The following is a 19,505-nucleotide window of genomic DNA, read 5'->3' as shown; positions in this document are numbered from 1 at the left end:
AAAGATGAATCAATTGAAGCAGTCGGTAAAGCAGTTTTGGTCGATCGCCAACCCCTACTTCTTTTCCAGAGAAAAATGGGGAGCTAGGGGGTTGTTCGCCCTCGTAATGTTATTAATGCTAGGTTTCAATGCTGTGGGCATAGTCCAGAGCTATATTATCCGGGACTTGATGAATGCAGTCACGGGAAAGAATGTTTCAGACTTCTATAAGATGTGGCTGATGCTATTGGGTTTGTTTGCCATATTCACACCCATTATGGTTTCCTTCTTCTATTCGCAAAATCTACTGCAACTCTACTGGCGAAAGTGGCTAACGAATCACTTACTGAAGAAATATTTTAGCAATCAAGGTTTCTACAAAATTAAGTTCAATGATAAGGTTGATAATCCCGATCAGCGTTTAGCTGAAGACGTTAATTTGTTTGTTAAGCAAAATATTGATATTTGGGGATTATTATTCAACCAAGTTGTCACAATAATCTCTTTTCTCGGCGTTCTCTTTACAATTGACAAGGCACTGACTTTAGTTGTATTTATACTGGCTGCTTTTAGAACTGTTTTCACTATCTTTATAGGTAAGAGATTAAGTAGATTAAAGTTCAATGAGTTACAACGAGAAGCAAATTTTCGCTATAGTTTGGTTCATCTTCGAGACCATAGTGAATCCATTGCATTTTACCGAGGTGAAGAGCGTGAATTTAGTGCAGTATCACAGCGATTTAATGAAGTTTTGAATAATTTTAATAACCTGATTGTCTTGCAGCGTAACCTTGGTTTCTTTACCCAAGGAACCGGGATGATATTTACAAATTTACCTATAGTTTTTTTAGCTCCTCGATACTTTGCGGGTCAGATAGATTTTGGGCAGGTAACGCAAGCTTCTGGAGCGTTTGTGTCTATTTTAAGTGCCCTGGGCTTTATTGCCGAGAAATTTGATATGCTAACTAACTTTACCACTCAGATTAATCGTTTAGGAACATTTGATCAGGTTCTGTCCGAGCAAATGGCAGCACCTCGAGCCGGCATGGCAACGATTGATGTTGTGGAACAGCACTATCTAGCCCTCCAACGGGTTACCTTAGAGACGCCTAACTATGAGCGAATCTTAGTTAGAGATTTATCTTTCAAGGTGGGGCAGGGTGAAAGCGTCTTGATTGTTGGACCTTCTGGCGCTGGCAAGAGTTCGTTAATGCGAGCGATCGCAGGATTGTGGAATGCGGGTACGGGTTGCATTGTCCGTCCTAAACCGGAGGAAACGCTGTTTTTGCCCCAACGGCCTTATATGCTGCTAGGGGACTTACGCAGCCAATTGCTATATCCCAACACCAGCGCTCAAGTTACTGATGAACAACTGCACGAAGTACTCGAACAAGTCAATCTTTCCCATTTGCCAGAACGGGTAGGTGGATTTGATGTGGAATTGGAATGGGCTGATGTTTTGTCACTAGGAGAACAACAACGGTTAGCATTTGCACGCCTACTGCTGACTAAACCTCGCTACGCTATTTTGGATGAATCAACGAGTGCATTGGATGTGGCTAACGAGAGACGGCTCTATCAGTTGCTCAAAGAAACAGGAACTGCCTTTATCAGTGTCGGTCACCGTCCGACTTTGGTACAGTATCACGAGCAGGTCTTAAGGCTAGTTGGTAATACCAATTGGCATCTGATATCGGCTAAAGATTACAGCCCCGCTCTCGCCGAGTTTGCTTGAAAAATGCAATTGCCGAACTGCAAGTAATGGTCTTTACCGTATCCGCCTCAAAATTCCAGGCGTGCGATCAGGTAGAACAGAGTAACTTTTGACCGTACCCGTCCATCACTTCCCTTTTAGGAGTTTTTCAATAGCGTCGCGTGTTGCCATAGCATTGACATCACTTGAAAGCAGTTGATGAAGACTCCAACGCACAGTATACTGATAAGCTGTGTTGCATCTAGATTGCCTATGGTATTAGAGAGGGAGAGGGTCCGATGGGGATCGGGGGAGAGGATTTGACGATTTTTGATCGGGACTCGAAATATACAATTTAAATGCACAACAGCTTAGCGATCGCCCTGTTTGAAAAGATGTAGTGGAGAAAGCAGTTCTAGTTCTGCGTAATTTTTTTTAGCATCGCCATTGTTATACACTTCTACAGGAAATCCAGCACCGCCTACTGCCCCATCGGGGTATTCCCCATCCTGACAAGTTGCTTTTTCCATCATGGCTAAGCCATCTTTGACAGTTGCTACCGCAACGACGGGGGTATCAGCACCAACCTTATAGATTTTTTTAGCAGAGACACCAACAGAGGGACGTAGCTGTAATAATGTCGGCGTAATTTGCACAATCGGTGACTCATTCTCCGGAGGGACGAGCCAATGATAATTATTCTTATACGTACTCTGGGGATTGAGTGGTAAAAAGATGGCGTCTGGAGCTTCAATTTGAGTAACGTTCCAAATCGATAGGAGCAACGGTTCTCCTTTCACTTTCTCCTTTCCTGCTCAAGAACAACACGATCAGTTCTAACGTTTTTTGTCCTGGGTTATCTTGAGTAACGATTATGACTTTAGTTTACTTTCTAAAGTTTGATGTCTTATCATAGCACAGTCCAGCGTGAGCGCGACGCGCCATACATATAGATATGCTAGCCTAAATTTTAGCTGCATTATATTGTAGAATTTATTTCCTAAATTGCCGAAAAAAGCATGATTTATTTACATTTAACAGTAGCTTTATCGATTTTGCTAATGATCCCGATTTCAGATCGCCCTGTGATTGCATACTCTACAAATACAATTGCCCAAAACTCGGAAATTGACGAGCCGTTTTGCTACATGAAAACCCCCGACGGCAAAACAGTAGACTTGGGCAAATTGTGCGATAAACAGCCAGCATCTGGAACTGCCCAAACTTGCATTCCCGGTTCCAACATTTCTGCAAAAGTGTCAATTGCGGCGGCTAATTATGAAGGCAACTTTTTTAGCGGTCAAGTGCTTAATCGAGGCTGCAAAACAATCAAGAATGTCAAAGTCAATTATGAAGTTTTGGACGAGTCAGGCAATTTAATTGACAACGGATTTATCTTCGCTCAACCAGTTACTCTTGCACCCGGACAGTCAGCCACCTTTCGGGGCGAAGTTGTCGCGGGGGCTCAGGTAGTAGCTACTCATGCAGACGCTCAAGAATGATTGTTGAGATTTGTCCGATCGCTGTTATCATATTCTGGCTCCGATATCTCTATGACTTACGCAATGAGTGACCCAGAGATCCCCCTAAATCCCCCTTAAGAAGGGGGACTTTGAATAATAAATAATCTTGTCCCCCCCTTATTAAGGGGGGTTAGGGGGGATCGAAGTTTGAATATTCTTGCATAGATCCCCAAAAACAGAATTTGCGAGGGCAAAATATCTTGAAAACTAGATCGACATACTGGCAAATCTTACCCTACCTCCGTCCCCAAAAACAAACCATCGGTAAAGCATTAGCTTGTACCGTAGTATTTACCATATTTTGGCCGATTATAGCGTGGCTAGTTGGCGAAACAGCCAAATTTATAGGTAAAGGAGATTTACAAGGCTTCGCTCAAATTGCGGCACTCAGCGCCATTATCTTTCTAATTCGCGGTACAGCCCAGTACGGTCAAGATACACTGATGGCCAAAGCTGCTTTGACTATTGCTTTAGAAATTCGCAAAAAAGTCTACTCCCATCTTCAAACTCTCAATATCGGCTACTTTGAAACCGCCAAAACCGGAGACTTATCCTACCGCCTCACCGAAGATATTGACCGCATTGGCGAAGTAGTAAATAAATTTTTTCATCAGTTTATCCCTTGTGTTTTGCAGCTAATTGCGGTTCTGGGATATATGATTTATCTCAACTGGCAATTAACCTTGGGTGCATTAATTATTGCACCGCTGATGGCTATTTTAATTGGCTGGTTTGGCGAGAGACTGCTAAGTTACTCCCGGCAAAGTCAAAATCGCATCTCTGATTTATCCGCTTTGCTGACTGAAGTATTCAGTGGCATTCGTTTAATCAAAGCATTTGTGGCTGAAGACTACGAAATTGCCCGCTTTGCAGAAGAAGCAGAACAAAACCGCCGCGCTAAGTATTTGTCAGAAAGAGTAAAAGCACTTCAGTTCGTTGTAGTTGGCTTTCTGGAAGCGATGAGCGTGATTTTGCTCTTTTTCCTGGGAGGTTGGCAAATTTCTCAAGGAAATCTCACAGGTATTCAATTTATGAGTTATATCGCAGGGGTGGCACTTTTAATTGACCCCATCGCTATCACAACTGCTAATTACGGGGATTTTAAGCAGGGAGAAGCTTCTAGCGATCGCATTTTTGAACTATTAGCAATTCAACCAACAGTAGTCGAAAAGCTTGGGGCAACTGAACTTCCCCATGTTACAGGCAAAGTCGAATACCGCAACATTAATTTTGCCTATAACTCAGAGACACCCATTCTGCAAAACATGAGTTTGTTGGTGCTTCCCGGAGAAATGATTGCTCTCGTGGGTGCATCCGGTGCCGGTAAAACTACTTTAGTAAATTTGTTACCCAGATTTTACGATCCGCAAGCGGGACAGATTTTAATTGACGGTATTGATATTCAAGATGTCACCTTAAATACTCTGCGGAGGCAAATCGGAATTGTACCCCAAGAAACGATTTTATTTTCCGGTACAATTGCTCAAAATATCGCTTTCGGTCAATCTTATTATGAACTGAAAGATGTGCAAAAAGCTGCGGAGATTGCTAACGCTCATCAATTTATTAGTGAGTTTCCCGACGGTTATCAAACTTGGGTAGGAGAAAGGGGTGTAAATTTATCTGGGGGACAAAAACAAAGAATTGCGATCGCCCGTGCAGTTTTGCTTAATCCGAGAATATTAATTTTGGATGAAGCGACATCGGCGCTGGATTCGGAATCCGAAGCTTTAGTGCAAGAAGCGCTGGAAAGATTGATGCGCGATCGCACTGTGTTTATTATCGCTCACCGCTTGGCTACTGTGCGGAGAGCCGATCGCATTTTAGTTTTGGAAAAAGGCAGAATTGTCGAATCGGGGACGCACGAGGAGTTGCTGGAAAAGGGCGATCGCTATGCTGGCTACTACGCTCAGCAGTTTAGTCAGTAGCCTGCTTTAGAAACCGGGTTTTGGGGTGTTTCTGCGGGCCTCAACGAAGTATTCTGGAAAAAACCCGGTTTCTGACCACCTGTGGGTAAGTGATGTTCAGGATACCTCTAGTAATAATGTCATTCTAAAGCCTCTCTCGTCTCCAAAGGAAGCTGATTCCTAACTAGCATAAAGTCGTCTGAGAACATATTTAAACTATTAAAAAAAGTTGTCCAAGGATTTTCTTTGGAGATCGGGAGCTTTTCTGGTATAATCACAAAAACTTCAATCTCTTCGCCCACAGAACCAGGCGGCACTTGAATTTCAAGTTTATTTCCTGCAAGAACTTTGGTTGTAATCCGTATTGCTGACTGCATAGTTTCTCCTTTGCGATGATTAATTTTCCACAGCACCTAAAGCTTTGAGCGTGGCTTTTTCAACTGCCGTTAAACCCGTAACTCCTGCAATATTCATCTCCTCATAAAGTCTGTCATTTTTCAGTGTTTTGATGCACTCACCAGTCTGGAAATCCCAAAGTTTAATTGTGCCATCCCGACTGCAAGCAGCAAGAATTTTTCCATCTGAATTGGAGGCAACTGAGTTAATTCTACTGGTATGACCTTGCAAAATTTTTAGACATTCACCTGTACGGACATCCCATAATCTTACCGTTCGATCGACACTTCCACTAAAAACTATTTCACTAGAAGAACTAAAGGCAACTGAACGTATCCAATCAGTATGCCCCTGCAAAATTTTTAGACATTCACCTGTACGAATATCCCATAATCTTACTGTTCGATCGATACCTGCACTGGCAAGTATTTCACCGTTCTGGCTAAAGGCGATCGCCCGCGCCCAACCCGTATGCCCCTGCAAGATGTGGAGGCATTCACCAGTATGGATATCCCACAGCCTCACCGTTCCGTCAAAACCTGCACTGGCAAATATCTCGCCCAAAGGACTGAAAGCAGCCGAGTGTACAGAATTGTTATTCCCGTGCAACGTTTTGAGGCATTCGCCAGTACCGATATCCCACAGCTTCACCGTTTGGTCATAACCTGCACTGGCAAGTATTTCACCATTTGGACTGAAGGCTATCGATCGTGTTTCATTGCCAAATTCTGGCAAAGTATGAAGGCATTCACCACTGCGAATATCCCACAGTTTCAGTGTTTGGTCATAACTAGCGCTGGCAAGTATTTGACCCGAAGGATTGAAGGCAACTAAGTTTACCCGATCGAGATGCCCGTGCAAAATTTGGAGGCACTCACCGCTGCTGACATCCCACAGCTTGACTGTTTGTTCGTCATCGGCGCTGGCAAACATTTCACCGTTGGGACTAAAGGCGATCGACCTTACTTGAGTGCTATGCCCTTGCAGCGTATTCAAGCATTCACCGCTGTTGATATCCCACAGCTTCAGCGTTTTATCGTAACTGCCGCTAACAAGTATTTCACCCGCAGGATGGAAGGCGATTGACCCTACTCGATCGTTATGCCCTTGCAAAGTATTCAAGCATTCACCGCTGTTGATATCCCACAGTTTTGCTGTGCGATCGTGACTGCCACTTGCAAGTATTTCGCCATTTGGGCTAAAGGCGATCGACCGTATTTGATCGAAATGTCCCTCCAAAGTTTTGAGACATTCACCGCTGCTGATATTCCACAGATTCACTGTGTTGTCGGCGCTGCCACTAGCAAGTATTTCACCAGCAGAATTGAAAGCAACTGAAAACACGTTTTTAGTATGTCCCTGCAAAATTTGCAGGCGTTCACCAGTGTGAATATTCCACAACCTTACTGTTGTGTCGCCACTTCCACTGGCAAGTATCTCACCAGCAGGATGGAAAGCCAATGAAAACACAACTTTAGTATGACCGTGCAAAATTTTGAGGCATTCATGAGTCTGGATATCCCATAATCTTACCGTGCGATCGAAACTCCCACTAGCAAGTATATTTCCATCAGGATTGAAGGTGACAAACATTACTGATTCTGTATGTCCCTGCAACACTTTTAAACATTCACCACTCTTGACATCCCATAACTTGATTGTTTTGTCATAACTCGCGCTAGCGAGTATCTCGCCGTCAGGACTGAAGGCTACTGACTCTACCACATTGGTATGTCCTTTACAGGTCAATATTTCTCTGCAACTGCTAGCTTCCCACAAGCTAACTACGCCATCACTATCACCTGTAGCTAACAGTTGACCATCAGGACTAAATGTTACTGACCGAACACTGCCGAAGATTTTAGTAAAAGCAGAATTAGCCAAAATTGCTTCAGCAAAATTGACATGGCGCAGCGTCGCATTTGTAAAATCAGCACCTAAAATAACCGCACGAGAAAGATTTTTTCCTTCTAACGCAGTGCGATCGATTTTCACCAACAGCGTTGCCGCATTTCCTCCCACATAATCTACCTCACTTTCTGTTTTTCCCCGCGTTGCTTCGAGAATTTCCAATAATTCCTCCGTAGCTGCCCCTACATCGACGCAGGGCCGGCACGAGGTTACAGCCCCTACCATTGGTAATAACAAATCCATCACTGCTTTTGTCAGAGGCGCGTGTCCGAAACTCTGACGAAGTTGCCCTAAATCTTCAGCAACAAATCCCTTTAAAGGCGCAATAAGCTCACCATTATTTCTCTTCTGGGCTTGCAGCCGACAATAATTTGACCAAGTGTAAGATTGAGGCGCTGCATTAGGATCTAAACAAGACTGTTCAGGCGCAACTAATTCGGTAAAATCTGCGGCCAAAACTCCCAATTCCGCTGCAAATTTATAAGCGACAAAAAACTCTAATAACGAACGGTGCGCCGGAGCATAATCGCCATCAGCATTGCGGATTAGCATCGTTTGACCCATCATGTCGTAGTGCCAGTGGTCTAAGTCTTTTTCCTCTTGCACGAGCGCACCAAACAAGCTGCGGATGCGATCGGGAAAACCGCGATAATTCAGGCTCATTTGGTTGGTAGACAGCATTTCCCAAGACAGTTCGCACAAAAAGTAAAGCTTATCTGCTACAGAAGTAAAAGTACGTTCTGCTTTGATATCTCTCTCTATCTTCCGCCGCACCGCATACAGATATATCCGCGACATATCGACTGGTTTTCCAGCTTCAATATCGGGCAATGCTTCCAAAATTAACTCCGTCATCACCGGGCGACGCGCTAAATCCAATAGTTGCGGGTTTCCCATCACTTTTTCTACTGTCCCCGCTTCTGTTTGAAATGACAGCGCTTGCCTAATTTGCTCGTCGTTAAATTTCTCTAATTCTAAGACTTCAAATTGGGGAGTTTCGCCTGTTAAAATGGTTGTTGATGCTTGCAGTTCTGCATTGAACAATGCCCGTCCTTCCTTGCCTTCAGGAAAGTGTTCGGTACGGCAAGTCAGGATGACTTTTGCGCCGGGAACGACGGCTTTTGCTAGTTCCCAGAAGTTGTTGATGGTTTCTTGCCGATCGCACTTAGCGGCCATTTCATCAAAACCATCGAAAATCAACAGAAACTTGCCCATGCGATTGAGTTGTTCAAAGGCCGAATAACCCGCCAGAGGTATCTCGTGTTTGCGAAAGAAAAACTCGGAAAATAGCGACTCGACACTAACTGCTTTGGCGTAATCTCGCAAAGGAATTACTAACGGCAAACGCGGACGTTCTAAGCCGCGCCTTTGAGCATCTCGGTAGTGTTGCAGCGCCATCCAAGCATAGTGCATCGCAAACCAAGTTTTCCCAGTTCCAAATTCTCCTAAAACTGAAATATGTTCTTTTACTGGGTCATTCAACCACAAATCAATATAACCTTCAATCCACCCATCTCGCTCTCCATAATGACTCACGCCTATCTTGCGGTGAGTATCGGGGTCAATTTCTTCTTTTGTACAAGCTAGCGGCACATATTTGGTATCAATTTTGCGCCTGGTAATTTCAGTTTCCAGCCAGTTGAGATAAGCGGAAAAATCGGCATCTTGGTCGAGCAATTCATCGAAAGTATAGCAAGCTAAATTACTATTTTCGGCTTTTTCTACTTCAATCCGTGCGGCGCTACTGATGCGGCGGGCGGTGACTAACCATCCTTCATCGGTGCGCTGTTTTTCCACGGATTCGCGCAAGGCTGAGATGTCTCTGAGTCCGGCTTCTCCGGCAATTCCGCGCACTAAAATGCGATCGTACCGATTGCGTCTGACAGGAACATTGATAATCCATTCAAAATAGTTATCTTCCGAGATTTGATAGGTTTCAAACTTATAACTTAATGTTTCAAACCACCCGCGAACTTGTTGTGATAAAATAAAAGCTTGAGACTTTTGAATATTAGTTGATGCTGCTGCGGGAAGTGCGGGATAATCTTCAGCTTCCAAGCGCGCAAATTCGGTGCGAATTCCTTCGATAGTGGGGAGGCGTTCGATGCGATCCATTACCATCGATAGGCGTTTTTGCAAAGAGGCGATGGAATTTCCCATCATCACATCTCCCAGCGTCCGCGTCCGCTTTGCGACTTCCATAAACACGGCAGCAAATGCCATAAATTCCCGTCTGGGGTCAATGCCTAAATCTCGAATTTCTTTTCCTAAAGCACTCTCATTCAGATATTCATCGCCTGCTTTAATTAAAATGGCTGGGCTGTCGGACTCGAAGGCTTTGCGAAATGCTGATTCAATCTCTTTTTGGCGAAACAGTTCTAAAATCTGCTTGGGTTTGCCAGCGCCGTATTCTACTAAAGTATAAACATAAACTCCGCTAAAATCTGCGGGCGGAGCATCGGGGTCTAGGTTAAATCTTTTTAAGATTTTGATGACAGTTTCGTTGCGCTGAAACTTGTCTTTGATAGTGCCGAAGGGAATTGTCGTCAGGATACTGATAACTAAGTCGAGACTAATTAGCATGATTTAGGCTTTCCTGTTTTTCCGTGGAAGTAATGCTCAAATCTAGAATCGGTAGGCTGTGTCCCTGAAATGCGCTGCGGGCGATCGCAAACTGCTCTAATTTTATGTTAACCCATCAGCCAACTGTCGCCCACTGACAGTCCGAGATTCGCACAATCCGAGATTGGCCATATTTCGACAGTAATCTAACAGTCCGAGATTTGCCATATTTCGACAGTAATCTAACAGTCCGAGATTTGCCATCTTCCGATAGTAATCTAACAGTCCGAGATTTGCCATCTTCCGATAGTAATCTAGCAGTCCGAGATTTGCCATATTCCGACAGTCCGCCAGGGGTTGAAACCCCTGTCTCATAGCTAAAGTCCTCGCTATGAGGACTATGGAATCATATTTTATTTAGTAATTTGATTTAACCCAGACATTGCATGAGATGCAATAACATTATTTGCGATTTTTTTACCCACAAATAGGATAATTTTCCATAAATTCTTCAGTCCTCTTAAGAGGACTTTCGCTATGAGGCGGGGGTTTCAACCCCTGCCGGACTGTCGGATTATGCGAATATTTTAAACCCTGCCGGACTGTCGGATTATGCGAATATTTTAAACCCTGCCGGACTGTCGGATTATGCGAATATTTCAATCCCTGCCAGACTGTCGGATTGTCGGAATATTTTCACCCCTGCGGCAGCGGGGGAATATCCTAAAAAATCTTACCATTTTTTACTCAAAATGACCACTATAATATCGAGAAAAACCCGATCTATATTGTAGCAATAATAGCTCTAATTTAGTTGTCATCTCACATTTTTAAAAGTTAAAATATAGATAACTAACAAATAAAACTTGCTATCTATGAAAATACAATCTTCTGTCTTAGTCCACCTGGGATTTGGCAAATATGTACGCTCCGATCGAGTAACAGCAGTCATACCAATTGAAGAAGAACGGGGGCCTGGTCGGCGCACTTTCGTGCACGTAGACGGCGAAGCAGACCCGATCGTTGCTTCGCGCGCAGAGGATACAATTGTTCGCGATTTGGTGCAGGAACCGCGCGAAATAACTCAAGCTCGGCAGCAACAAGAAATCCTGCAAGATTTGCTGGCAGATTTGAGCAATGTTAACGTCACCGTGCGCCGCATCAGCCGCGATGAAGGCGGACTCGACCTCGAACGTTTGGAGCGCCGCATTCGCCAAATTTTAGACGCCTAAAAAACAAAGACCGCCCGCGCGGTCTTTCTTATTGTTTGTGTCGCTAAAAATTTTAAGTTAAGGGTTTCAATGTAATTTCGATGTCCGCTAAACCGGTGAGTTTTTCTACCACGGGTTCTTCTTCAATTCGCGGTACAAAAATAGTTAAACCTCCCGGAACGCACTCAATAGAAACCGGAGTCATGCCGATGATTTCGCCGTCTACAACCACTTTTTGAGGCGGATCGGCACTAATTTTTACTTTTTTTGCCCGCAAATAACCGATGTCGTCGCGATCGGTAGGATTGCCGGTCAAAGCTGTTTGCAAGAGGTGATAAGAAGCTGCGATCGCCCCAGCTTTATTCTCAGGCGCCACCAGCGTTATGTCCAGCAAGCCGTCATCAAAAATAATCCCTGCCGGGCCTTGAGCTAAAATGGAAGTAGGCGGCGCTGCATTCGCCACTGTCACCGCCACAGCAGTAAGGCTGATAATTCTATCTTCGGTTTCGATTTCCGCTTCAAATCTTTCTAAATTGTTTAACTGTTTAATTCCTGAAAGAATGTAAGCCAGCATTCCCCAGCGATTCTTCATTTCGCGATCGGCTAGTTCGACAGTTTCCGCCTCAAAACCCACTCCCGCTAACAAAACCATCGGCATTTCACCGTTGCAAACCGCCGCATCCACCACCCGCGTCAACCCTCCAAAAATAGTGGCGCAGGCGGTTTCAATTGTATTCGGAATATCTAAAGCATTAGCAAAAGCATTAGCCGTTCCCCGCGAAATAATTCCTAAAGGAATATTTGTGCCGACAATCGCCCCAGCAACTGCGGATAATGTGCCGTCGCCCCCGCAAGCAATAATTTCCTCAACTCCTCTATCAACTGCTTCGCGGGCGATTTGATCTGCGTCCAATTCGGGGGTTGTCTGCCGAATGTCTAAGTCAATAAAAGGCTCTAAAAGTTCCTGAATTTTAGCTAAGTCTTGGTCGGGGTCGCTGTTACCGGCGACGGGATTGAAAATTAGACAAGCTGAACGTTTCATAGTTGGTAATAGGTAATAGGTAATACGTAACGTTTGTATCGAAGTTTCGATCCCCCTAAATCCCCCTTGATAAGGGGAGTAGGGGTTGACTTTGAGTGTTCTTGTCCCCCCCTTATTAAGGGGGGTTAGGGGGGATCAAGACTCAACTATAACCCTTATTTAGACATGGTTTTAACATTAAGTTAACACAAATGCCATGCCCGCTAAACTTCGACAACAACCCTCACCTATTTTTCAAAGGTTTAGTTAAGACTTCACAAAAGTCCACTCTAAGACTTCGCGGGGAGCTTTGTGCAACGCTTCCTTAATTTCCTCGTTGCTGTCAAACTTGACTTGATTCAAATTGCACGCTTCGACGTTCACAGTAAACTTATCTTCTTCAAAAGGCCAAGGAGTTACAGTAACGAGTTCGTTGCTGTGCTGTACAATATCGTAGCGCTTGCCGTCCGGGCCGACAGCAATTTCTAAAGCTCGTTCTCCGGCGGGTAACTCGCGGCAGCAAAGAATTAATGATAGCCGATCGCACCACTGGAAAAAAGCATAAGCTGCCTTAGCATCTTCCTCGGAAATATTCAACTCTTTTTGCCATTTTTTTTGATTTTCCAGTTGTTCGTCCAAAAACTCGTCGAGTTCCTTCGACTCTCCCCGCTTTCCTTCGTTGAGATAACTCATGTGCATAGAAATCAGCATGGCTACCCACCTACCGCGATATAGGGCATTCTCGGTCATTGCTTTAATTTTAGGCAGAGAAGTTTCCGTCTGCAACGTAAAATCAAAGGGCGCGCCCGCTTCAGTCAAAATATTTTCTTCCCACTCTTTCTCCAAATCATCGTGATGCGAAATCGCTGCTATGGTTTCGTACAAGCGAAGCGGAGATTTCGATCGCTTCCACTGTCCGCCGAGTTGGGCCGCGAGCAAAGCGTGGGCGCGGTGGTAAATAATTTCCCAGCCGGTGGCGGTTAAGTTAGCAATCATTGAATTTTTCTCCTCAATTAAGTTAATACGAGTATTTTGTGTCAGCATTCGGCTCTCGATCGCCTCTAGCTTTACAAAAGGGGGCACCGGAATCGGTCAAAGTCCACCTTTCTAAGGGCGATCGAGACTTGCAGAAAAACGAAAGTTAAATTACAAAAGGTTCGATCGAGATATCCTGCCATTTCCCCTCAAATCGTTCGACAACCATAGGTCGGATGCGGAACTTCGGGGGGCACCCGTCGAGAACATCAATCCGCAAACACGAATAAGGACGGCGTTTGTGGGAACCTTGACCGCTGCGACCGACAAATAGCAAAGATTCCGCTACCCGCCGGCTGGCTGTTTCGGAACCAGACTCACGCGCCAACCGATAAGCTTCAGGACTTAATGCTTCCTCCAACATCGGCCCTTCCGGGCGCTGGCGGCGGAGACTGTGGCCGCTTCCCCCGCAGACAATCCAATTAATCCCAGAGTCGCCGTGTCCAGTATCCCCAGTCCGCAGGTATTCCAAACAGTGAGCGTGGCCAGTCAGCACCAAATCTACTAGCGGACGCCCCCGCGCCACTTCCCCAACTGCATCGGCTACCGAGTCGAGCACCTCGCGCAATCGCAACCGCACCGCCAAAGTTTGAGCTTGATTCCACTTTGTCGCCTCTGTCACGTAGGGGGGATGGTGCAGGTAAATTACCCGCCCCCGCACCTCGGAATCGCGCCAAGAGTCAATCAGCCTTTTTTTCAGCCATTCGAGCTGTTCAACGTCGGTGGCGGCTGTTTTGTGGGACGACAGTTGTTTGTCAATATCCATCAACATTTCGTCAACTTGCTCTAACTTGGCGCCCAAGTCGTCTAGCTGTTCGTCTTCCTCTGGAATTTGGGGGTTGAGCCGATCGCACATTTCGAGCATTGCCAATTTTTCTTGTTCCAACTTCTGGCGATCGAGTTCCAAATCCTGGCGGCGAATGTCGCCCTGTTTGGTTTTCGGGATCGGTAATGGTTCGTTGAAGGTGTTGGAGTCGAGGGCGAAGAAGTCGATGCCGCCGCTACGGAAGGTGTAGTAGCGGTTGGGTAAACGGGTAAAGCGTCCGGGTTGGTAACGGATGCAGCGGCCTGTGCTGGTGCTGGCGGTGTAGTGGGCGTCTAGGTGGCGATCGAGTTCTCCCGGTATTTTGTGAGCTTGCAGGTAGTCGAGAAAGGCTTTGGCGTAGGCATTTCCGCGATCGGAACCGTGCCAGCCGACATCGAGATCCAACTTGGAACCCAACAGCCGGCGCAGCGGGAAAGCTGTGGCCGACAGAAGGCCGTAGACTATCGGCAAGTCGTAATAGTCGTGGTTTCCCGGTACGGGCAAAAACGGAAAATTAAACACCATGCGATCGTAGGCAATGCGAGAGGGATGCTCGCCGCCGACTATAAATTCTCGGTAGGGGCGAATAAAGTTTTGCAAGTAATATTCGCTGGAACCTACGAGATAAACTACATCGCCCGTGTGGAGGACGAAACGGCAAGTTTCGCGCTCCGAAACCATCAGTTCGGCAATCTGCCGCTGGGGATTGTAGCCGCGGTGATTGCCCGTGCCGCTGTCGCCTACGACTAAAAACGAAAACTCTGGAGAGTCGGTAGTTTGAGATTCTAAAACTATCCGAGTTTGGTCGATTTCCCGATCGACGATCGACTGTTCTTGCCACCGCACCCGCTCTTTCATTTTGCGGATTTTGACTGTTATTTGCGGGTCGGAAACGAATTTCAATTCACCTCTTCTCCAAAATTGCTGAGTTCCTAGTTAATCATAGTGTAGCGATCGGGGAAGTTTTTACATCTCTCTAAAAGCTGAAAATCGACGCGCGGGCAGTCAGAAACCGGGTTTTGGACGAGAATACTGCCTTACAACTGATATATTGCCCCTTTCTCCATAAGCCTTTTAAGCGAGAATGGTGCAATATGTGAGACGATCGCACTCTCCGACTCCAAGCGCGATCGATCCCTACACCCTGCCCCAAGTCGGCAACATCAGATAGAATGCAGTAAACAAATATAAAATGGAAGCAATACAACTGTCTTTATTCTCAAATGAGTCAGAACCAATTCCTGCCAAAAAGCAGAAGAAAGCAAAATTAGGGCGTTACGAACGCATCCAACGCGAACTAGAAGCAAATGACTGCGACCCCTACAAGATATTCATTGATATTGAATCTCAGTCACTGCCAAAATCCGACTATACATTTCTCGATCTTTTTTGCGGTGCGGGCGGCATGACCCAAGGTTTATTGCAAGCAGGTTTTCGACCAGTAGCAAGTGTTGAAATTAATCCCATAGCCTCGGCAACTCACACAAAAAACTTTCCCGATTGCCATCACTTGTGCGACGATATAAAAAACTTAAATCCCCAAAAGTTGCTCGCAGAAATTGGTGCGCCAGAAGTTCATGTGGTTGTAGGCGGGCCGCCGTGTCAAGGCTTCTCAGTTGCAGGAAAACGCGACCCCAACGACCCTCGAAATCGCTTATTTAGAGAGTTTGTCCGCGTAGTCTCTGAAATACGTCCTTGGTATGTTGTCATGGAAAACGTACCGGGAATATTGACTATACAAAAAGGAGCTGTTAAGCAAGCGATTTGTGAGGCTTTTCAGGAAATTGGCTATCCCCACGTTTCCGTTGCTGTTCTGGAATCCGCAACCTATGGAGTCCCGCAAATCCGCCCGCGAGCCATTTTTATTGCCAATAGATTCGGGATGCCAAACCCCTATCCGAAGCCGCAATTGTTGCCAGAACAATACAAAGCGATTGAGTCAGCAATTGATGATTTACCAGAGTATACTCCCATACCAGAAATTAACCATGAATGGACTCGTCATTCTGTTCAGTATATGGAAAGACTTGCTAAAGTTCCACCAGGTGGTTCTTTGTATGAAAGCTACGCAGATGCTTTCAAACGACAGTATCCGGGAAAACCGAGTATGACTGTTAAAGAAAATCATGGTGGCACTCATATTCATCCTTATCTTAATCGTGTTATTTCAGCTCGCGAAATGGCTAGATTGCAAAGTTTCCCGGATTCATTTATTTTTGAAGGTTCAATGAAAAAGGCAATGTGGCAAATTGGAAATGCCGTGCCGCCGCGATTAGCAGAGTGTATCGGTTTTGCACTTATTCCATATTTGGCTGATATTGCACTTAACAAGCCTAGCTTAGTTAATAAGTTCCTGTTCCAGAAATCTTAAATTAGTAAAAAACGTAAGCGCATCTCAGCTTGCTATTAATGATTTTGTCTGACTCAGAAGTTCATTAGCCTTCTCTTTCAACTTATCTACCTGTAATTTATCATTACCTACTGAAAATGATTCAAGCGCTTGCTTTAATTCTTTCAGGGTTTCTAAAGGTAAAGCTTGAGCTTTTAGTGATTGCTCCAAATCCTTGCTATAATCACCTAGAATAGAGTCTAGATCATCAAAGTACCTTTTAATTTGTTGCTCCAATGATTGCTCAATCAATCGGTTAGATTGTTCTTGAATTTCTGCGATTTTATTGTCAAAAAATTTAACTATTTCAGCCTTGAAAAGGATTAGGTTAACTCTATATATTTCTTTATATAGAAGTTTGTCTAAGTCCACACGGAACCAAGAAAAAAAGGTGCTAACTCCACCATAAATTGCGCTCAGTATTGGACTGTTAGCTACCATTGCCACTAAACGAGCAGCAAACTGCACCAACAAACCATCAAATGCTCCTTCTAACAATGCTGTGAGTAAATCAGATAATCCATACCCTCTGAATTCAAGATCCGGGGTATTCACTTCTATGTACATATCAACTAGCTTGAGTATATCTGGCTTAAAAATAACATCAAAATCTCTTTTTAACCGATCTTGAGCGCGTTCAATAATAGGCTTAGTTTCATTATCTAGTGACTCGGATAATTTTTTAATCCTGCCTTGAGTCTGTGTATCCGTCTGTTTACAAGCGACATCCAATTGACGTTCAATAATTTGCTTCGCCGAAGCTGCTATTTGCTCAGCGAATAGCTTGGCATCTTGCTTACTATCAAATTCAAATTCATCCTTATCTCTATTAAACCTATTGGATATGTCGTCCCACAAATTGGAAAATACTTTTATAGCAGAATCTAAAACATACTTTTTCAATAGTGTGTCAAGTTCGTTTTTTACGTCTTTTTTGAGGTTTTCTAGGTTGGCGTTTACCGTTTCCTTTATTTGCTTTTTTGTTTGGGCAACCTCTTCATCTAGATTCGGACGGCAAGCAGCTAGACTAGAAAGCTCTTTGTTAAGATCCTTAATTGCTTGCTCGAGCTTTTCAGCATTACTGTTAATGTAAGTCAGGTCATTTTTTGCATTATTACATAAATCATTTAGATGAGTAAGACAACGATTCAATGCAAACTCCATACAGCGGGGGGCAACTTGTAGCAAAATTACATTAATTGCTTCTTCCAGAAAAGATGCAAACTTTGATGCTTCCCAAAGTTTTACCGCTTTCTTTTGTAATTTCTCTACAGTTGCATCCTTCAGTTCATCCTCCCAATCAACAGTCCATACTTCTCTAGCTAATGCTTCGGCAGCTTCAGGATCTTTAATATCTTGACTACTGAGAGATGATTGACGGAGAAAATCTTTAGCGCAGAATGCTTGCCTAGCAGAAACTTCAAATACGCGGTCTGTGTTGGCCAGTTCGAGGTTATTAGCAACAAATTGTTTTACCATTTCGGTATCTATGTCACCTCGACGACGCTCATCGATTTTATTAACTAAAACATATAAATTTTCTTGACTGCTTGTTCTAATAACTTTGTGAACTTCTGCTTTAATCTTTTCGGCTGCTTCAGCCCTCAATTCAGTGAAATTAAGGACAAGTAGCACAAGTTGGCTACGCTTAAGTTGCTTGGAAACTACAATTTCTAATTTTTCGCTGACTCCGGCTTCGCTTGGCCCTGGCGTATCAACGATTACAAGATTACCTAGCTTCTCTAGTTGTTGATTTTGCTGTGTTCTGAAAAAAGGAGTTTCGATAGATGGAATGTCATTGTCATTGAGCAACTGGAGAGGATCTTGATCTTGGGATACTGCCAAAATGTTGCAAAGACGGATAATATGATTCAACTCTGTCAGGATCTTGTTGATATTCTTACTGCCAGAAATTTCTTCGGAAATTCCAAAATCTGTATCACTGTGGATTTCTTGGAGTAAACTTGCTAAATGCGGATATTCACCAGTATGATTAAGAACTTCTTCCATCCCTTTCTGCTCAATTTCCTGCCTGATAGCATCCAATGCTTTCTTAAATGCTGCACAAATTCTAGGACTCAATTTTAGAATCGGCTCTGCTGCATTTTCTTTCAATACAATCTCTGTTGGCAGTGTGGTCATCGCTGTAGCAGAACTTGGCAGGAGTTCTTGACCAATAATGGCATTAATAATTTTGGATTTGCCAGCATTCATCGGTGCGGCAATAGCCATTCTGAGTTTTAGGTGTGTGACTGTACCAATCTCCTTTGCAATTTCCTGTTGATATATCTGGTACTTGTTTTCTGAGCTATCCTCAGACTTAAGTTCTTTGCTAGCGCGACCCATCAGAGTGCTAACTTCTTGTAACAGGGCAATCACCTGTCTTTGCAGGTCTTGGACATTTGGGTTGGAGGCTTGAGAAGTCATAGGGTTTTTAGTTGGTGTTTATGGTGAATGGTAGCAGAGATTGTATAACAACTTTAAGCCATTTGTAGTCGTTTCCCCAACGTGTAAGCTTCTGGTAGATGTTTGCCATCTTCTTGATAAAGTTCAATCAATGTTTCTAACAATTCTTGTCCGTGTTTTGCCGCTTCTTCGTAAGTGTGTCCGTGAGTGCAAGGCTGCATGACATCGGTAAACTCAGGTAAACTGACAACAAAAAGTTGATCTTCTTCTGACCACTGGATAATGATACTGTAATGGCTATTCATTCTTCTATCTCCTTCAGCTTCTGTAAATCAGAAATTACTCTTTTTTCGTGATAATTGGGTGCATCATCACCATCATTACCTGATAGTGTAATTTTTTCAGGTAATAATGGGTGTTCCCATACAGTGTGACTGCCTTTTCCCTGTCTGTAAGTAAAGCCTGCTTTTAGTAATAGGCTTTTCAATTCTCTGATTTTTTTAGGCATGAGTGATGCCAGCTATTGAGGTTTAGGATATTATAGCCGATCGCCCAAACGACAAAAACCGAGTTGATTTAAGAAACCGGGTTTTCACCAAATCTGCGGGCTGAAACAAAGTATTTTCGTAAAAAACCCGGTTTCTGGGCTCCTTGGCTCTTGCATCCC

15 protein-coding genes are annotated in these 19,505 nt (G+C 44.2%); 5 read left to right on the top strand and 10 right to left on the bottom strand.

The window, feature by feature from the left end; translation table 11 throughout:
- The first annotated feature begins 4 nt into the window (after positions 1 to 4).
- Complete coding sequence (locus QUB24_RS14420; protein ID WP_333153840.1) at positions 5 to 1,714, top strand: ABC transporter ATP-binding protein/permease; 1,710 nt, start codon at positions 5 to 7, stop codon at positions 1,712 to 1,714.
- A 329-nt stretch (positions 1,715 to 2,043) separates the two neighbouring features.
- Here QUB24_RS14420 and QUB24_RS14415 read toward each other — a convergent pair whose 3' ends face one another.
- Positions 2,044 to 2,472, bottom strand: a complete 429-nt coding sequence (locus tag QUB24_RS14415; RefSeq protein WP_333153839.1) for a hypothetical protein — start codon at positions 2,470 to 2,472, stop codon at positions 2,044 to 2,046.
- Positions 2,473 to 2,733: 261 nt separating this feature from the next.
- Here QUB24_RS14415 and QUB24_RS14410 point away from each other — a divergent pair, with 261 nt between their 5' ends.
- Together QUB24_RS14410 and QUB24_RS14405 are read left to right on the top strand one after the other, a co-directional pair.
- Positions 2,734 to 3,174, top strand: coding sequence for an FxLYD domain-containing protein (locus QUB24_RS14410; RefSeq protein ID WP_333153838.1), 441 nt, complete (start codon positions 2,734 to 2,736; stop codon positions 3,172 to 3,174).
- Between the two features lie 221 nt (positions 3,175 to 3,395).
- A complete protein-coding gene (locus tag QUB24_RS14405) occupies positions 3,396 to 5,123 on the top strand; it encodes an ABC transporter ATP-binding protein (RefSeq protein WP_333153837.1) in 1,728 nt (575 codons plus the stop codon).
- A gap of 119 nt (positions 5,124 to 5,242) precedes the next feature.
- Here the strand turns inward: QUB24_RS14405 and QUB24_RS14400 are convergent, their stop codons facing one another.
- The 3 genes from QUB24_RS14400 to QUB24_RS14390 all read right to left on the bottom strand — a co-directional run bounded on the left by QUB24_RS14400 (position 5,243) and on the right by QUB24_RS14390 (position 10,346).
- Positions 5,243 to 5,479, bottom strand: a complete 237-nt coding sequence (locus QUB24_RS14400; protein WP_333153836.1) for a hypothetical protein — start codon at positions 5,477 to 5,479, stop codon at positions 5,243 to 5,245.
- A gap of 19 nt (positions 5,480 to 5,498) precedes the next feature.
- Positions 5,499 to 9,992, bottom strand: coding sequence for a WD40 domain-containing protein (locus tag QUB24_RS14395; RefSeq protein WP_333153835.1), 4,494 nt, complete (start codon positions 9,990 to 9,992; stop codon positions 5,499 to 5,501).
- A 102-nt stretch (positions 9,993 to 10,094) separates the two neighbouring features.
- Positions 10,095 to 10,346: a hypothetical protein gene (locus tag QUB24_RS14390; RefSeq protein ID WP_333153834.1), complete on the bottom strand. Its 252-nt coding sequence runs from the start codon at positions 10,344 to 10,346 to the stop codon at positions 10,095 to 10,097.
- Between the two features lie 500 nt (positions 10,347 to 10,846).
- Here QUB24_RS14390 and QUB24_RS14385 point away from each other — a divergent pair, with 500 nt between their 5' ends.
- On the top strand, positions 10,847 to 11,203 hold the full coding sequence (locus tag QUB24_RS14385) for a hypothetical protein (RefSeq protein WP_006631047.1): 357 nt from the start codon (positions 10,847 to 10,849) through the stop codon (positions 11,201 to 11,203).
- A gap of 52 nt (positions 11,204 to 11,255) precedes the next feature.
- Here the strand turns inward: QUB24_RS14385 and QUB24_RS14380 are convergent, their stop codons facing one another.
- From QUB24_RS14380 to QUB24_RS14370, 3 genes are all read right to left on the bottom strand, one after another.
- Positions 11,256 to 12,224 (bottom strand): YegS/Rv2252/BmrU family lipid kinase, encoded by a 969-nt coding sequence (locus tag QUB24_RS14380; protein ID WP_333153833.1) that lies wholly within the window; start codon positions 12,222 to 12,224, stop codon positions 11,256 to 11,258.
- A 246-nt stretch (positions 12,225 to 12,470) separates the two neighbouring features.
- Positions 12,471 to 13,199 carry a DUF3891 family protein gene (locus QUB24_RS14375; protein ID WP_333153832.1) on the bottom strand — a complete coding sequence of 243 codons (729 nt, stop codon included), beginning with the start codon at positions 13,197 to 13,199 and terminating at the stop codon, positions 12,471 to 12,473.
- A gap of 145 nt (positions 13,200 to 13,344) precedes the next feature.
- Positions 13,345 to 14,946 carry a metallophosphoesterase gene (locus tag QUB24_RS14370; protein ID WP_333153831.1) on the bottom strand — a complete coding sequence of 534 codons (1,602 nt, stop codon included), beginning with the start codon at positions 14,944 to 14,946 and terminating at the stop codon, positions 13,345 to 13,347.
- A 289-nt stretch (positions 14,947 to 15,235) separates the two neighbouring features.
- Here QUB24_RS14370 and QUB24_RS14365 point away from each other — a divergent pair, with 289 nt between their 5' ends.
- Positions 15,236 to 16,414: a DNA cytosine methyltransferase gene (locus QUB24_RS14365; RefSeq protein ID WP_333153830.1), complete on the top strand. Its 1,179-nt coding sequence runs from the start codon at positions 15,236 to 15,238 to the stop codon at positions 16,412 to 16,414.
- A gap of 24 nt (positions 16,415 to 16,438) precedes the next feature.
- On the opposite strand, the gene QUB24_RS14360 is transcribed toward QUB24_RS14365, so the two are convergent.
- Genes QUB24_RS14360 through QUB24_RS14350 form a run of 3 tightly spaced genes read right to left on the bottom strand, consistent with a single transcriptional unit; the run spans position 16,439 to position 19,346 of the window.
- Positions 16,439 to 18,859, bottom strand: a complete 2,421-nt coding sequence (locus QUB24_RS14360; protein WP_333153829.1) for a dynamin family protein — start codon at positions 18,857 to 18,859, stop codon at positions 16,439 to 16,441.
- 53 nt (positions 18,860 to 18,912) lie between these two features.
- Positions 18,913 to 19,143: a type II toxin-antitoxin system HicB family antitoxin gene (locus tag QUB24_RS14355; RefSeq protein WP_333153828.1), complete on the bottom strand. Its 231-nt coding sequence runs from the start codon at positions 19,141 to 19,143 to the stop codon at positions 18,913 to 18,915.
- Positions 19,140 to 19,346, bottom strand: a complete 207-nt coding sequence (locus QUB24_RS14350; RefSeq protein ID WP_106148795.1) for a type II toxin-antitoxin system HicA family toxin — start codon at positions 19,344 to 19,346, stop codon at positions 19,140 to 19,142. Before QUB24_RS14350 ends, QUB24_RS14355 begins: the two co-directional genes overlap by 4 nt.
- Positions 19,347 to 19,505 lie beyond the last annotated feature (159 nt).

The organism is Microcoleus sp. B9-D4 (genome assembly GCF_036705105.1).
GTDB lineage: Bacteria > Cyanobacteriota > Cyanobacteriia > Cyanobacteriales > Microcoleaceae > Microcoleus.
This window is presented reverse-complemented; position numbering and strand designations above follow the sequence as displayed.

Coding starts and splice junctions, on each gene's coding strand:
- QUB24_RS14420 (WP_333153840.1), top strand. CDS start 5: ATGAATCAATTGAAGCAGTCGGTAAAGCAGTTTTGGTCGATCGCCAAC.
- QUB24_RS14410 (WP_333153838.1), top strand. CDS start 2,734: ATGATCCCGATTTCAGATCGCCCTGTGATTGCATACTCTACAAATACA.
- QUB24_RS14400 (WP_333153836.1), bottom strand. CDS start 5,479: ATGCAGTCAGCAATACGGATTACAACCAAAGTTCTTGCAGGAAATAAA.
- QUB24_RS14395 (WP_333153835.1), bottom strand. CDS start 9,992: ATGCTAATTAGTCTCGACTTAGTTATCAGTATCCTGACGACAATTCCC.
- QUB24_RS14390 (WP_333153834.1), bottom strand. CDS start 10,346: ATGAGACAGGGGTTTCAACCCCTGGCGGACTGTCGGAATATGGCAAAT.
- QUB24_RS14385 (WP_006631047.1), top strand. CDS start 10,847: ATGAAAATACAATCTTCTGTCTTAGTCCACCTGGGATTTGGCAAATAT.
- QUB24_RS14380 (WP_333153833.1), bottom strand. CDS start 12,224: ATGAAACGTTCAGCTTGTCTAATTTTCAATCCCGTCGCCGGTAACAGC.
- QUB24_RS14375 (WP_333153832.1), bottom strand. CDS start 13,199: ATGATTGCTAACTTAACCGCCACCGGCTGGGAAATTATTTACCACCGC.
- QUB24_RS14365 (WP_333153830.1), top strand. CDS start 15,236: ATGGAAGCAATACAACTGTCTTTATTCTCAAATGAGTCAGAACCAATT.
- QUB24_RS14360 (WP_333153829.1), bottom strand. CDS start 18,859: ATGACTTCTCAAGCCTCCAACCCAAATGTCCAAGACCTGCAAAGACAG.
- QUB24_RS14355 (WP_333153828.1), bottom strand. CDS start 19,143: ATGAATAGCCATTACAGTATCATTATCCAGTGGTCAGAAGAAGATCAA.
- QUB24_RS14350 (WP_106148795.1), bottom strand. CDS start 19,346: ATGCCTAAAAAAATCAGAGAATTGAAAAGCCTATTACTAAAAGCAGGC.